The 15,270-nt window shown below is 39.8% G+C and carries 16 protein-coding genes; 13 read left to right on the plus strand and 3 right to left on the minus strand.

Annotation, left to right across the window (positions count from 1 at the left end):
* Positions 1–133 precede the first annotated feature (133 nt).
* Together GON05_RS16355 and GON05_RS16360 are read left to right on the plus strand one after the other, a co-directional pair.
* On the plus strand, positions 134–1,420 hold the full coding sequence (locus tag GON05_RS16355) for a nucleotide disphospho-sugar-binding domain-containing protein (RefSeq protein WP_157320080.1): 1,287 nt from the start codon (positions 134–136) through the stop codon (positions 1,418–1,420).
* 378 nt (positions 1,421–1,798) lie between these two features.
* On the plus strand, positions 1,799–2,398 hold the full coding sequence (locus tag GON05_RS16360) for a CBO0543 family protein (protein WP_221435241.1): 600 nt from the start codon (positions 1,799–1,801) through the stop codon (positions 2,396–2,398).
* A 262-nt stretch (positions 2,399–2,660) separates the two neighbouring features.
* On the opposite strand, the gene GON05_RS39755 is transcribed toward GON05_RS16360, so the two are convergent.
* Entirely contained in the window at positions 2,661–2,795 is a 135-nt protein-coding gene (locus tag GON05_RS39755; protein ID WP_258567497.1) for a hypothetical protein, read from the minus strand.
* Positions 2,796–3,405: 610 nt separating this feature from the next.
* Positions 3,406–4,530: an IS110 family RNA-guided transposase gene (locus GON05_RS16365; protein ID WP_157320082.1), complete on the minus strand. Its 1,125-nt coding sequence runs from the start codon at positions 4,528–4,530 to the stop codon at positions 3,406–3,408.
* A 184-nt stretch (positions 4,531–4,714) separates the two neighbouring features.
* Here GON05_RS16365 and GON05_RS16370 point away from each other — a divergent pair, with 184 nt between their 5' ends.
* From GON05_RS16370 to GON05_RS16410, 9 genes are all read left to right on the plus strand, one after another.
* Entirely contained in the window at positions 4,715–5,173 is a 459-nt protein-coding gene (locus GON05_RS16370) for an NUDIX domain-containing protein (RefSeq protein ID WP_246239202.1), read from the plus strand.
* Between the two features lie 42 nt (positions 5,174–5,215).
* Positions 5,216–5,572, plus strand: coding sequence for a hypothetical protein (locus GON05_RS16375; protein ID WP_420819858.1), 357 nt, complete (start codon positions 5,216–5,218; stop codon positions 5,570–5,572).
* 133 nt (positions 5,573–5,705) lie between these two features.
* Complete coding sequence (locus GON05_RS16380) at positions 5,706–6,041, plus strand: HIT domain-containing protein (protein ID WP_157320085.1); 336 nt, start codon at positions 5,706–5,708, stop codon at positions 6,039–6,041.
* A 202-nt stretch (positions 6,042–6,243) separates the two neighbouring features.
* Entirely contained in the window at positions 6,244–6,933 is a 690-nt protein-coding gene (locus GON05_RS16385) for an HAD family hydrolase (protein WP_157320086.1), read from the plus strand.
* Positions 6,934–7,065: 132 nt separating this feature from the next.
* Positions 7,066–7,548, plus strand: coding sequence for an NUDIX hydrolase (locus GON05_RS16390; RefSeq protein ID WP_157320087.1), 483 nt, complete (start codon positions 7,066–7,068; stop codon positions 7,546–7,548).
* Positions 7,548–7,859 (plus strand): hypothetical protein, encoded by a 312-nt coding sequence (locus tag GON05_RS16395; protein WP_157320088.1) that lies wholly within the window; start codon positions 7,548–7,550, stop codon positions 7,857–7,859. Before GON05_RS16390 ends, GON05_RS16395 begins: the two co-directional genes overlap by 1 nt.
* Positions 7,856–8,290 carry an NUDIX hydrolase gene (locus GON05_RS16400; protein WP_157320089.1) on the plus strand — a complete coding sequence of 145 codons (435 nt, stop codon included), beginning with the start codon at positions 7,856–7,858 and terminating at the stop codon, positions 8,288–8,290. Before GON05_RS16395 ends, GON05_RS16400 begins: the two co-directional genes overlap by 4 nt.
* Before the next feature lie 35 nt (positions 8,291–8,325).
* The gene (locus tag GON05_RS16405) at positions 8,326–8,892 is read left to right on the plus strand and encodes a histidine phosphatase family protein (RefSeq protein ID WP_157320090.1); all 567 of its coding nucleotides are present in this window, start codon (positions 8,326–8,328) and stop codon (positions 8,890–8,892) included.
* A 740-nt stretch (positions 8,893–9,632) separates the two neighbouring features.
* On the plus strand, positions 9,633–10,373 hold the full coding sequence (locus GON05_RS16410; protein WP_157320091.1) for an SDR family NAD(P)-dependent oxidoreductase: 741 nt from the start codon (positions 9,633–9,635) through the stop codon (positions 10,371–10,373).
* A 1,513-nt stretch (positions 10,374–11,886) separates the two neighbouring features.
* On the opposite strand, the gene GON05_RS16415 is transcribed toward GON05_RS16410, so the two are convergent.
* Positions 11,887–12,450: a TetR/AcrR family transcriptional regulator gene (locus tag GON05_RS16415; protein WP_157320092.1), complete on the minus strand. Its 564-nt coding sequence runs from the start codon at positions 12,448–12,450 to the stop codon at positions 11,887–11,889.
* Positions 12,451–12,782: 332 nt separating this feature from the next.
* Here GON05_RS16415 and GON05_RS16420 point away from each other — a divergent pair, with 332 nt between their 5' ends.
* Positions 12,783–13,607, plus strand: a complete 825-nt coding sequence (locus tag GON05_RS16420; protein WP_157320093.1) for an oxidoreductase — start codon at positions 12,783–12,785, stop codon at positions 13,605–13,607.
* A 227-nt stretch (positions 13,608–13,834) separates the two neighbouring features.
* The gene (locus GON05_RS16425; protein WP_157320094.1) at positions 13,835–15,265 is read left to right on the plus strand and encodes an aldehyde dehydrogenase family protein; all 1,431 of its coding nucleotides are present in this window, start codon (positions 13,835–13,837) and stop codon (positions 15,263–15,265) included.
* Positions 15,266–15,270: the final 5 nt, after the last annotated feature.

A 15,270-nucleotide genomic window follows, 5' to 3' on the forward strand; every position in this document is an offset into this window, starting at 1 on the left:
GAAAACTTTAAAAAAAAGGTTTTGACCAATATGTAAAAATTAACACAATAAAATTCAACGCTTTTTACAATTAGATGACATAAGGCTAGTAAAATTAATAATTGAATTAATATAGATGGATAGGAGAAAAACAATGTCTAAATTTTTATTTGCCGCTATGCCTATACAAGGACATATTTCTCCAGGTCTTCCGATTGCCAAACGACTGGTAGAATTGGGACATGAGGTTATGTGGTACAGCACTTCTAAATATCGAGGAAAAATTGAAGCAACGGGTGCGCTTTTTAAGAAGGTGCAGTCTGCTAAGGACTTGGATGATAGTCGGTATGAAGAGTGGTTTCCCGAACGAAGTAAATTTCAGGGAGTAAACCAAATGAAATTTGATTTGAAACATATTTTCTTCGGAGAAATGCCCGCATATGCCGCAGATCTAACAAGAATATTAAAAGATTTTCCCGCGGATGTTGTTGTCATGGATGGGGCATTTACCGGGATGTTGCCATTAAAGCTAACAGGCCAGGCTCCAAAGATAGCGGCATATGGAGTATTTCCTATGACTCTAAGTAGCCGTGATACTGCGCCTTTTGGTCTTGGGATCTCGCCAAGCACAAGTGCTTTGGGTCGAATGCGCAACAAATTGTTAAACGGATTGGTCGAAAACATCATGTTCGCGGATGTACAAAAGCATGCAAACAAATTGTTATCACTTATTAACGTGCCTAAACTCCCGTACTTTGCATTGACTGCCCCTGCGATGGCAAGTGATTTGTTCCTTCAGGGAACCAGCCCTTCCTTTGAGTATCCTCGCAGTGATTTGCCGAGCCACGTTAAGTTTGTAGGTCCGTATCTACCAGCGAAACAAACTGAATTCACGCCTCCTTCTTGGTGGGATGAAATGAAAAACCGTACGGTCGTATATGTTACGCAAGGAACGATCGCTAACGAAGATTTCCGTAAATTACTTATCCCCACAATACAAGCATTAGCTGGTGAAGATGTCTTGGTTGTGGCTACGACAGGGGGGAGACCCCTAAAGAACGTGGACATTCCATTACCGGACAATGTTCGTTTGGAAAGTTTCATTCCTCATCATGAACTTTTACCTCATGTAGATGCAATTGTGACTAACGGAGGATATGGTGGAGTACAGCAAGCGATTTATTATGGGCTTCCTATCGTATCAGCAGGTAAAACCGAAGATAAACCGGAAGTATGCGCACGTGTTGAATGGTCAGGAGTAGGTATCAATTTGAAAACCGACCGTCCTTCAAAAGAGAACATTTTGCATGCGGTGAAGCAAGTGCTGAACCAACCTCAATATAAGAAAAATGTTATGCGATTGTCCAGGGAGTTCCAATCGATGGATGCGATTGAGAACACAATGAAGGAATTAAGTAAGCTTGCCATTTCCAAATCATAAAGACTTGCCTTCTTTAACTCGTGAATCTGATTTTTATATTATAGATGGTCAAATACTATTTCGGAGTCTTTCTAAAATCTATCAACCATTTAGTCGTAACGGTAAATATATTTCAAATTACCGTGGCCACACTCAATTTTGTATATATTAATTACTACATGGATAAAAATGAAAACGCAAAGGCTACGCAAGCCTGCTTAGCCAAGTCCTAAAGGAGAAACGACCGCCCTATGAATGGCGGTCGTTTTCGTTATGGACACTCTGACATCAACGTAGATATCGACAACTATTAAGTCGAGTCACGTGGAGCCTGCCGCAATCATGAACCATGTTAACACTGCCGGCAAATCTTTGCAGGCAGTTTAACTTGACAAGTGTATGGGTAAAATTAACAGGAGATACAAAAATTCATCTGTTGTCGAGGCAAAAACTATGAGTGATCAATTACATGAAATTCAACAAAATGGTGCACATGTCGAATTAGTTAGATGGTTAACAAGTGGTGTGTTTACTTGGCAGTGGTGGTTCTTGTTAGCTGGTTTGATAGTTCCATGGATCATTTTATTAAAGCTAATTGATCGAAAAAGAGCACACGTTATTTGGTTCTATGGTCTTATGATACTAATTATTACATCATTTACGGACGACCTTGGTGCAGAAATTGGTACTTGGGTGTATCCTATTAAGCTAGTCCCTTACTCTCTTATTTCATTTCCTTTTGATTTTTCTGTAGTTCCAGTGGCACAGATGTTGATTTTTCAATACTTCAGATCATGGAAAAAATTCTTAATAGCATTATTAATTCAAGCAATGATTTTTGCATTTATTGGAGAGCCGTTTTCAGTTTGGGCCGGAACAATAACTTATTATGGTTGGACCTACTACTACTCTTTCCTTTACTATATTTTTACTGGATCTTTGACAAAGGCATTCGTTAATTACTGGACACCAAAAAAAAGTAACAGTTTGAATCCATAAAATCGCTGGAAGGGCTTACTGACGATGATGCTCATTAATATACTTGACCAAGTCTTCTTCAGCTTTGAGTTTCCTGAACCTCTTTTTGATCCCTTTCAGGATCCAGATGAGTTTCAAGTTTCCTTTTCCCCTGCTCCACACGGAGCGTACGAGTTTCCCAGTACTCCGCGTTCCCTCTTCTCACATATACTCACTCGTTCGCAGAATTTCATCACCTTAAATCAAGTGAAGATGAGGTTATCCATGATTTTTTAAAATTGGATTATGAAGCTGAAACTCGAAAGTTAACCGCTCTGGCAACGTGGACCTCCTGAGCAATGTCTACACCTACAACAATATGATGAACGGTAATGTTTTCAATGAGTTGATTTTGCTTATCTTGTGATTTAAACTTCATAGTAGAGCGTCCTCCTGGATGATGGAATTAAAGGGCTTTTGACCCGTTGTGTACTTCCATCGTACCGAGGCGCTCGTTTTTTTACAAAGCTGAAATTTATCCATCTACAGGAATCTAACGAATAACATTAGTTGAACTATTCAGGGAGCAGACTGCTGCTGGCGCAGCAGTCTGCTCCCTGTTTTTATTAAGCTGATATGAACGAGGCGATCAACACCCCATTTTTTGGAAGGTTTTCTTAGTTCTTCACTTTCATTTTTTCAGCCTAATAACCTAAAGATTCTTTCGCGAAGTGATTGTCAAGGACGGTGACTTTGCGTCCTTGACAATCAAACGGAGAGAAAGGATATAATGGCCGCGCTGAAAAAGAGGTGCTTTAAGATCTTAGCACGAAGGCAAAGTAGTTGACGGTGGTTAACAGTCTGATATGCGCGGGTTGGTTACCGCATTTCATTCCATCCGTCGTGGAGCTGCCTCGGACTAACGGCGCACATTCGGTTAATAAACAGACCTAGTGCATAGCTTAACATGAGGGTTCTCCTTACCAGAGCTTTGCCTCCGAGCCAAAACCTCAAAACTATTCCCATAAACTAATGGGTTTTAATAAAAATTAACCTGCTGCAACAGTTTCCGTTCGCTTTTCAATTTCACAACCAATAGCCCAAATGAACCCCATGAGTTCCCTAGCAACAGCAACGGCGGCCTTTTTTCCGGCATTCCCTCGAGAAGTTATTTGATGATATTTTTTATGCAAACGGTGCTGAGCTTTCCACGCAATGCGTTTGGCCTCAGGGTCTTGTCCATTTTGTCGAGCAAGGAGTTGGCCTTTTAATGATGGCGAGTGACGATATGCCCAAGCCGATTCTACGACAACATGACGAATGTGAGCATTTCCAACCTTGGTGATGGAGCCTTGCCATCTGGTAGTTCCACTTGAATATTCTTTAGGAACTAGTCCCGCGTAAGACATTAATTGCCTGGGGCTTGAGAAACGAGAGAACTGTCCAATTTCGGCTACCAATGTGGTTGCAGTTACTTCTGCAACACCACGCATGGTTTGAAGAGCTTGGATAACAGGAGCATGAACACTGCTCATGGCTTGCTCATGTATTTCAGCTTCGATGCGCTTCATTCGATCAGCGACTTCATCGATAGCATGAAGATACTCTTGAAAAACAATTCGTAATGAATATCTTTCAAAATGCAGACTATTCAACCATTCGCGATGTTTAACCGACCAATTTCGTGTTCCTTTTGGAGAACGCAGATCATGACGAAGCAAAAATTGGACAAGACGAAGACGAGCGCGATGCAAATCTTCCTTAGCATCATGACGAGCACGAACGAGATCTCTTAATGCTTCATGATCTTCATCTGGTGTCCAAACAGGTGTAAGTTCACCAGATCGAAGATGCTTTGCAAGTTTCAAAGAATCTCTTCGGTCCGTTTTAACTCGGTCTCCTGCACGCTTAGGGATAAGTGTTGGAGCTACAACGATACAGTCAATTCCTAAGGAGATGAGAAATCTGAAAAGAGCGTACCCAGTTGGTCCTGCCTCATAACATACTTGCAATTGCTCGGGAGTACCTAGCTTTCTCATCAACTTGCGAATCGCTTCAGGTGTATGCGGAATGTTGCCGAGAAAACGTGGTTCACCACGTCCTGTGTCTGCAACAGCAACAGAAATTGAATCTTTTGATACGTCTAAACCAACAAATTTTGTGTAATCCTTCATAGTAGCGGCTCCTTTCGAATGTAGCTCTGCATTTGGTTTTAAGTAGAATCCACTACACATTTTTACCAAATGTAACCTACGATAAGCGAAATGGGGCCGCCTCGTTCATTATGACTAAAGGGCAGTTATGCTCAATAACTCTCGCTCATTATATGGTACAATTTGGAATAAAGGAGGGCTTTTATTGACAGCTATTATTAATAAAAATGGTTATGAACTTATAGAGTGCATTTCATTGAATGAACATGAACTAATAAATTATGAGCCATTAGCAGGTTCGTACGCAGTGGTGAGGTACGACGGGAATTATCTAATTTGTTTTAACACATGGAGGAAACAATGGGAAGTACCTGCCGGAGGAAGAAATGATAATGAAATGGCTAAAGAATGCGCTATACGGGAGCTTTTTGAAGAAACAGCACAGGTTGTTCAAGATATGGATTTTAAAGGCCTACTAAAAGTTGGGAAACCAGATGGTACAATAAAATATAATCCCATTTTTTATACTGAGCTGGATTACATAGTCCCGTTTAAAAATAATAATGAAACAGATAGAATTTTATTTTGGAATTTAACCGAAGATGTTGGTTATATTGATGAAGTTGATGAGGCAGTTCTTAAATGGTGCAAGTCGATAAGCTAACGGGAACGATAGCTGAATACAAGGGAGTCAGATATGAACTGTTTGAAACGTCAAATATGGATAGAAGCGGAAGAGTGGCTCATAGACTCATGGGATTGTAACGATTGTAATACAGATGTTATTGTTGTTTTTCGGGATCGCTCAAAATGGATTGCAAGCTTTTTCACTTACCAAAATGTCGAGACGTTAAGGCATAAGAATATACAAACTGGTGAATGTATGAATGGTTCGTATTTTTGGTCCATCGATATGGTGTTAATTGACGTTATTAGCAGGGAAAGAATTGAACAACTTGTCGACCATTTAATCGAACACGATAACTTTCAATCGGTCTTTAATAGGTATCCTGATGTAGATTCGGAAGAAGATGATCACTATCCTGCTGGCTTTTTTCACTGAAGAATTATTGAGCTATCGGCGAACGATAGTTCAATCATGAAATGTCGGCAGCTCACACACTATCGGCTTGGGCAGTTTTGTTAAGTAAACGAGTGTTAAAAAAATAAGGAAAAACATTGTAGGAGGCAACATTATGTCGGAAGATTTTTATTGCGATGAGGTATTAAGTGGTCGAACACCTGTACAAAAGGTACTGGAAACCGAAAATGTACTCGCTTATCATCACACTCGTCCATTTTATCCGGTGCATATTGTGACAATTCCGAAAAGACATATTCCATCACTTTTAACTTTAGAAGAAGGTGACAATGCCCTTCTAATTGAGTTAATAGATACTGTTAAGAAGGTGGCTTCCCGAGTGGTTGCAGAAAATGGGGCATGCAGGGTGATAACAAATTTAGGGAAATATCAAGATTCGAAACATCTTCATTTCCATGTAGTTTACGGTCAACCGATGAACAAGAGTTGATTCCGCTAACTGGGAACGATAGCTTAATAACCAGGGAGCAGCTCGCCACGCGGCAGCTGCTCCCTGGTTTCGTTAAAGTAACTGGCAGAATAATGGAATATTCAGGAAGGATTTCGATACTAAGAAGAGAATAAGAAAAGTAAGAAATAAGGCCTGCTTCCAAAGGTGATCGCGAAGCGTACTCGGCAAACGGAGGTTTAACATGACTATAAAAGCGGTATTCCTCGATTTCTATGGCACGCTCGTTCATGAAGATGACGAAATAATACCAGATATTTGTGAGCAAATAAAATCTTCATCAGAATCAATCTGTGAGATAGATGAGATCGGAAAATTTTGGTGGAACGTATTCTCCGACGCATTTCGTAATAGTTATGGCGATACATTCCAGACACAGCGAACATTGGGGATTTCTTCGCTCTCTCATACAGTACAGAACTACAACTCAAGTTGTGTAGCAGAAGAAATTATTAAAGCTCAGTTCGAGCACTGGCAAAGACCGAAAATATATGAAGACACAAACCCTTTCATTCAGTCCTTACATGGCATAACTACACTTATCCTTTCAAACATTGATACTGAAGATATTATGGAAGCAATAAAATACCATGACATCCATGTTAATGCTGTATTGACGAGCGAGGACGTTAAGTCTTACAAACCTAATCCAGAGCTATTTCAAGAGGCTCTACAAAGATTCGATTTAAATCCAAATGAGGTTATCCATATTGGTGACTCATTTTTAAGTGATGTTAATGGAGCTAAAAATCTGGGTATCACGGCGATTTGGCTAAATAGGCTCAATAAGAAAAAGCCTGATGGAATAGATCCCGACTACATATGCAAGGATTTGTACGAGGTGAGAAATATTTTGGAGATCTTATTACGTTAATTGGGAACGATAGCTCAATACACACCTAGGATAAAGCTGCCGGTACGATCGGTGGCTTTATTACGTTAATGGGCAGTTTGGAGAAACTTTCCAATAGGTGGAAGCGTCAAAGAAATTGAAGGAGGGATCTGTTTGGAGTACCACGTTCCTAAACACTGTATTTCGGTAACAGGTATAGTCACCAATGAGAGTGGTGAGGTATTGTTGCTTAGAACACATTGGCGTTCGGATACCTGGGAAATGCCAGGTGGGAATGTCGAATTAGGAGAACCTCTCGACGAAGCGATTTGCAGAGAGTTCCAAGAGGAGACCGGCATCGTTATTAAGCCAATTGGAATAACTGGTGTTTATATGAATACAACGAAACAAGTGCTGACTGTATGTTTCAGAGCTCAATACCTTAGTGGGGAAATAAAAATACAAGAAGACGAAATAGTCGAAGCTCGGTACATAAAAATCGATGAAGCGAATATTGGGGAATACATAACAAGGCCGCAGCAAAGATCAAGATTATTAGATGCAATGAACGCAAAATGTCTTGTACCCTTTGAAGCCTGGGAAGTAAACCCCAGTTATACATTGTTACATAGATTGGAAGGGGATATGAACAATTAATGATGATTAAACCGATCCCTAAAAGTTTACAAGTAACTGTTGATCGTGAAGAGCTTCACCTTCCTTACACCCTTCAAGAATCAATAAATACCTATTGGGACTCATTAATAAAAGAGAAACCATACCTTACCCGAGGCGAAATATATTCAATAAGTCATACGATTCAGTTGGAAGAGGATATGAAGATAACTTTACAAAAAACTGATTATGCTCATTTTTTATACGCTAAACAATTTAGTGTCAATCATAAATACAAGTGCCGTGGAGTGGTTGCGAATGGTGTTATCCTCACAAAGGATGAATTTTTGTGATTGGAGAGATGAATACACATACCTCCACTCCGGGAAGGTTGCAGTTTGTCGCGGGGGGCATTGAGAAAAGTGATATTCAGGGGAACGTTGTTAATATGTTTGAGAACTTGTCGAGGGAAATACAAGAAGAAATTGGTATTGATTTGACCAACTCTAATGTGGTTTCTAGGGTAACGTCTAAATATGTTATACATTGGCAAGCGATAGCTTTGGTTTACCTTATTGAGTTATCCATTGATTCCCATGAGCTAAAATTGCATTACGATAGCTTCGAGACCAAACTCCATAGTGAAAGCATCATCCCAGAATTTTCATCCATTGTCTTTGTGCACGCAAGGCGGATATCCGAATTCTTAAAAAACGACCAAAGAAGTAAACTCGATTTTTTGCCCAAAGTTCTTGAACAATTAAGTGAGGAATTGATTCAGTAACAAGGAAGAATGTTTAGTATTTCAAGGAGGATTATATGAACACCATCATCTATATGGTTAGGCATGCTGAAGCACCCTACAATGAAGGAACAGAAAGAACAAGGGGACTTACCACTAAGGGCAAGGGCGATGTTGAAAAAGTTACAGAAATTCTTAAAGAAGAAGGAATTGATGTCATTGTATCTAGCCCGTATAACCGAGCAATTCTGAGTATTGAGGGATTGGCACAAAACTTGGGATTAGATATCGAAACATTTGAAGATCTCAGGGAAAGGGATTTTGCTAAAGTTAATATTGAAAATTTAATGTCCGTCATTAGTGAGAAATTTTATGATTTTGATTATTCACTACCTGGTGGGGAGTCTAATTCTGAATGCCAGGATAGATCGATATCAGTGATAAAAAACATATTAAAAGAACACTCTGGGAAAAAAATAGCTATTGGAACACATGGACTTGTAATGACATTGATGATGAATTATTTTGATTCAAGTTATGGTTTGGATTTTTTAAATCAATTAAAGAAACCAGATATTTATAGATTAAGTTTTGAAAATTTAGAACTAAAAGAAGTAATAAGATTGTGGAATGGGGATTTTTGATTAAGCTAACGAAAGAACGATAATTCCATTATGTGGCACCATCTTTGATAAGGTGATAACTTATGAATTGGTAACAAGGAGGACTGTTTTAGAACTCAGTTTTATAATTAAAGAACCAACTTAAATAAAAAGCGTCGTCTCTAAGTTGAAGAATCTAGACGTTAAAATAGAAGTTCATAACCCTCCGGAAGTGTCGGGTGACATGAACATTATCTCATTAGTTAACGCGATAAACGCGGTTTTTTTATTTTATGGGATCAAGTTCTTGTCAAAACTCAATGACAAGAACTTGATCCCATTCCCGATTTTGACAAGAACTTGATCTCATTCCCGAGAGAATCATTTAAGCGTTGTTTGTTAAGTTCAAACGAGCAACTTTAGTTCAAACAGACATGAGTACTGATTGACTGTCTTTAGAAGAGTAGAATAATATTTCGTTTCTAATTGTTAATAATTAAAAAATTTGCATATTTTCCGATTCCTGAATTACAATTAATTTAGATAAAATTGGAATGTGGATTTGAGACTCCAAATGTGGCAGACCGTGAAGCACCACTCAATTTCATAGCTTAAACTCATAGCGGATTGGCTGGAGCAACAATCTGCTTCATGATTAACAACCCATCCAACGCAGAAACGCATCGTATCAGAGGAATTAAGACGTTTTGGAGGATGCTGATAATTCTATCGTTAAGTTATAATATGCTTGTAACAAGTAAAAAAACGAAAAGGAGCTCACTATGAAAGCACTTGTCACTGGAGCAAATAAAGGAATCGGTTTCGAAATCGCTCGAAGTCTTGGTAAGCGTGGCTATGACATTCTCGTTGGAGCACGTGATGAAGCCCGTGGGCAGGCAGCAGTCGAAAAACTTGCCGCAGAAGGCATATCAGCAACGTTCATCAAGATTGATTTGAATAATTTTGACAGCTTGCACGCAGCGGCTAAAATGGTTAACTCGCTTGATATACTGGTCAATAATGCTGGAATTCCTGATAGTGTCAAGCCTGGGCGTGCGGCGCTCGACCTCGCAAAGCGCACATTTGACTATACAACTGAGGATTTACGTACGACGATGGAAACGAATTTTCTCGGTACACATGAGTTCATCAAAAGTCTGCTCTCATCTCTGACAGACAACGCGAAAATCGTCAATATCACCGTTCCGATTTCGCCGACCGACTTTTGGCACCCGCTCGCTTACATTACGAGCAAAGCAGCACTCAACGTGATGACACTGACTTACGCTTACGAGTTTGAAAAAATGGGTAGCCATCGCCAGATTTTCGGCATCATGCCTGGCGCTGTCGCAACCGACTTGAACGGCATGGAAGCTGGTGCTCACGGCGGATTCGTCAAGTCTCCTGAAGCCGCTGGACAGATAAGTACCGACATTATCCTGTCTGATAAGAATCAAAATGGTCAAATTATTCAGTACGATGGAAAGATTGTTACAGATTATGAGATTCAACTGAGAGGTTAGAAATATCAAGTTCTGTCAGTGGTACTACTTCGACTGGCACTTTAGTTACATAGGGCTAGCTTAATGGTTTACACAGCCTCTCCGATAGGAAAAAATCTCGTTTCAATCGTCACGTTTGAGCACTTCAATGGGGGATATAAGTTTATCCCAGGCATCACGGCCTCTAGCTCCACGAAGGGACCAATCCTTTCGTGGAGCACTTTTATGAGTGCCTTCCCTAGATTGGTGAACTGAACGACTTTTTCATTGATGGATATACCGTTTGTTTCTGGATTTCTTCTTGGGCCTTCCGACTCTTAGATAAAAGTGAAATGGTAGTTTTATTCATAATGGTGTCATTTCAATTCCCTTCTTCAATGTATAACTTGACAGTCATTAACTTATTATAAATTTCAAAAAAGCATTCTCCAAAAGGCTTCGAATCCAGCCATTCAAAGTCTGTCAGCGTTAGCCGAGTCACAGATCATGAAGTCGGTCGTTACTTCCGCTAACGGATAACTATAGCTGAATCCATATAAGAAGACAGCAGGTAGGGTTGACGATCGGCTGCCTTTTTCACGCTAACGGGCAGCATTCCTATTATGAGGAAATACGAGGTTTGAGAAATAAATAGACTCCTTGGTATGATGTTTATGGGTCCCTGATGCTGGCCAGCGTCGGATCCAAAAACAAAACCAAGGAGACTACAACATGCATTCTACTCAAAATGAACGATTTAATCAAATTACTTTTTCTACTTTAATTATCGGAGTCGACATCGCAAAATTTAGGCATGTGGCGAGAGCCCAAGACTTCCGTAATGACAGCCTTTGAGATGTTTGTTAATCATCGTATTCAAAGAAAAAGTGAGAAAAAAGCTTGTTCTCGAAGTTATTTGGTAAACAAGAAACATTTAGTTCAATTGAGAAGAAACTAAGAGAAGCGGACACTGAAATAAGTTTTTACATAATATTGCACCACTCTCCCAACGATAAGATTTACTGTACCCTATAATTATTTGTAAACTATTTAAGTATATTTTAATCAATTTTATGTAAGATCGACATCGACTAGTAACTCCCGCTGCTTAACGACAAAAAGAGTTCGCAGAGCTAATAGTCATTTGGTTAATCTATACAGGATAATGCGATTTGGTGCATTAATAACATCACCTAACGCTCAGAACATAATCTCATTAATGGTCGCTAAAAGCTTGGCTTTTGTATATGGGTTAAAGCTCCCATACGTTTGCCTAAATCAAGTGATGGTGACGCTGGCTCTAGCTCCGATCAAGAGTACGACGACGATCGGCCCACCGGCCGATTGCTCGAATCAGCGTCAGCTTTTATGTCCTCAAGTTTTTGTCAAAATTAGATGACCAGAATTTGAGGACATTCCCGACGGATTGCACCTAGAAAAAAGGACTAAGCGGTACAAAAGCCGCCTAGTCCTTTTTTCATTTTTCAGCAAGTGAATCTGGGCCTGAGATTGGCACAGTTAGCAAATATTGAATGACGGAATGAAGTTTTGCTTTTTATACGAGCATTGATTTCCAAGAAGCTTCCAAGATTTGTTGAATTTGAGTTTCGTTCAACGGATATTTCTGTACGTAATATCCTTTAAGGATAGAAGAAATGATACCGTGAATGAGTTGATGGCACAAATGTGAATCCATCTCTTTGATGATTCCTTGTTTTTGACCCTCAACAATCAAGGAAAGTATGACTTCTCTTGATTTGTGCAAGTCATCCATATTACGTAGCTCTGGTGATATATAAGGAGAAAAGGAAAAATTGTCTATAAAAAGGAACTCTTTGGGATACAGAATGCCAAAAGTTAACCTATTCAATTGAAGGCACTTAAAGCGCTCATACAGGCTTGTAGAGGAATCGTAACCCTGCAGTAAATGCTCCCCCATATGCATCCTTGCTTCTTTATAAACGGCGTTTACAATTTCTTCTTTATTTGAAAAATAATTATATATAGTACCAGAACCTACATTGGCTTTTTTGAATATCTTTGAGAAGGTAACAGATTGCAGCCCTTCTTCATGTATCAGATCGAGCGTAGCAGCCATGATGTCCTGTTTCTTACTCATCTATCTCACCTCTCTTAATATAAACATTATTACGAGATAGTTTAAGATGTCAATAGGATATATAAGAAGTTTGTAAATTTTAAATGAAGCAAAGGTTATGATTTTTGGAATATTTTTTCCAAAATATACTCAATATTTGATGCGCTGATGATAATTGAATAGAAATGTGTGTCCGAATAATAAGATCGAATAGTATCAGGGATATCATGTATATTCAGTTAAATAAATCAACTTGGAATATTTATTCCGAAAAATCTTGACTTCACGTAGAGGTTAGGGATATACTGACGTTGGAATTAATATTCCACATTTGATTTGGGAGGCGCATGGATATGTCAAAAGTATGGTTTATTACAGGAAGTTCACGAGGTTTTGGCCGTAGTCTTGCAGAAGCGGTGCTAGCAAAAGGCGATCAACTAGTCGCAACGGCTCGCAAACCAGAGCAACTTGCTGATCTTGCAGAGCGATACAGTAGTCAAATTCATATAGTACAACTCGATGTAAATAATTTTGAGCAAGCGCAAGTAGCAATAAAAGCAGCTTTCGAAACATTCGGACGCTTAGATGTCCTTGTAAATAATGCAGGTTACGGCAACGTATCTTCGATTGAAGAAACAACGATGGAAGATTTCCGTGCTCAAGTGGAGACAAACCTTTGGGGCGTAGTAAATGTAACCAAGGCTGCACTACCTTTATTGAGAGAACAGGGACATGGTCATATCATTCAGTTCTCATCTATTGGGGGCCGTATTGGCGCACCGGGTCTTGCACCTTATCAAGCAGCGAAATGGGCTGTGGAAGGCTTTTCAGAGGTACTAGCCAAGGAAGTTAAACAGCTCGGAATTAAGGTTACTCTAGTAGAACCAGGTGGTTTCCGCACTGATTGGGCTGGCTCCTCGATGCAGCAAGTCGAGCCGCGCGACGAATACAAAAATACTGTTGGCTATATGATGAAATATTTCGGCGAAAATACTGGCAAAGAGAAGGGAGATCCTCTAAAAGCCGCACAAGCGATCATTACGATCGTTGACGAAGAAAACCCACCGCTTCGCTTGCTGCTAGGTAGTGATGCGGTAGAGCTGGCGAACGCGATGGACATCGGTAAATTAGAAGAAACGAAACGTTGGGAAAAGCTCAGTATCTCAACTGACTTCTAAGTCATAAAATGAATACTTTCATTATCGCGAAGATAATGCAATCGCATCGATAGGGAGAACGGTCATTGTTGCCGTTCACCTGTCATGTATATCAATATCTTCGTCTTTGAAAAATAGTGCAAGAATAGTAGCTACTATACTGTTAGACTCATTTATTATCCCTTATTAGGTATAGAATTAATCAGTATGTCAAAAAGTTAAATAAATCTATATAGGCGGTGTCAAATATGAAAAACATTGATCAAATTTATATAAATGGAGAGTTTGTAAAACCAAACGGTACAGAGCGTTTTGAATTAGTAAATCCTACAACTAGAGAAAGCTTTGGGAGTGTTACCCTCGGAGATGAACAAGATGCTAGGCGTGCGATCGCTGCAGCAAAAGCGGCATCTTCATCATTTGCTAGAAGCACTGTACAAGAAAGAGTGGATATTCTGCAACGTTTGAGTGATTCAATTTTGGAAAGAATTGATGAATTGGCCGAAGCCAATATCCTTGAATATGGTGCTCCTAGAATGGCATCTGTTGGAAGGGTAAAACTTGCTGCAGGAAACTTGATGGATAGCATGGAGGCTCTTGAAAATTTCGAGTTTATTAAGTACATCGGAAAAGCAAAAGTTGTCGCTGAACCTGTTGGAGTTATTGGTATTATTACACCTTGGAATGCTAGTTATTCACAAATTACGGCGAAGCTCGGCGCTGCTATCGCCGCGGGATGTACGGTAGTAATTAAACCTAGCGAATTAAGCGCCTTGCAAACTCAATTGCTTACTGAATGCATTCATGCTGCGGGTGTTCCTGCAGGTGTAATCAATATCGTAAATGGTCTCGGAACAACTGTAGGTGCTGAATTTACTCGTAATTCAGATGTTGCAATGATTAATTTCACCGGGTCAACACGTGTCGGGAAAGAAATCCGTAGAGCAACGGTAGATTCAATGAAGAGAGTTACCTTGGAACTTGGTGGGAAATCCCCGAATATCGTACTTGACGATGCGGACTTTACAAAGGCGATTCCTGCAGCCGTTAGATCATGTTTCTCGAATAATGGTCAAGCATGCGTAGCTGGCACAAGATTGTTTGTTCCGGAGCATCGGCTTGAAGAAGTGAAACGCCTTGCTCGTGAAACTGTTGAATCAATAAAAGTAGGCCTTCCATCTGAAGCTGACACTGTACTTGGACCACAAGTGACTCATAAACAGTATCTTCAAGTTCAACATTACATTAAAGCTGGCATTAAAGAAGGTGCTGAATTGGTAATCGGCGGTGAAGGCCATCCTGATGGATTAGAACAGGGTTACTTCGTAAAACCAACTGTATTTGCTAACGTTACCGAAGAAATGACGATTGCAAAGGAAGAGATTTTTGGTCCAGTGCTTTCTATTCTCACATACAAAACAGAAGAAGAAGCCATCTCTATGGCCAATAACACAGATTATGGTCTTGGTGCTTATATCAGCACGGCAAACCTAGAGAAGGCTAACGAACTTGCATCCCGTATTCAAGCAGGCGTTGTGCTTATTAATGGTGCGGGCTTTGAAATGAAAGCTCCATTTGGTGGGTTCAAACATTCCGGCATCGGCCGTGAGTACGGTATTTATGGCTTGGAAGACTGTTTAGAGATCAAAACGATTACAGGCTTTGATCTAACAATGTAATAAAG

The sequence above is a fragment of the Paenibacillus anseongensis genome (assembly GCF_009757995.1).
Classification (GTDB): domain Bacteria; phylum Bacillota; class Bacilli; order Paenibacillales; family NBRC-103111; genus Paenibacillus_E; species Paenibacillus_E chondroitinus.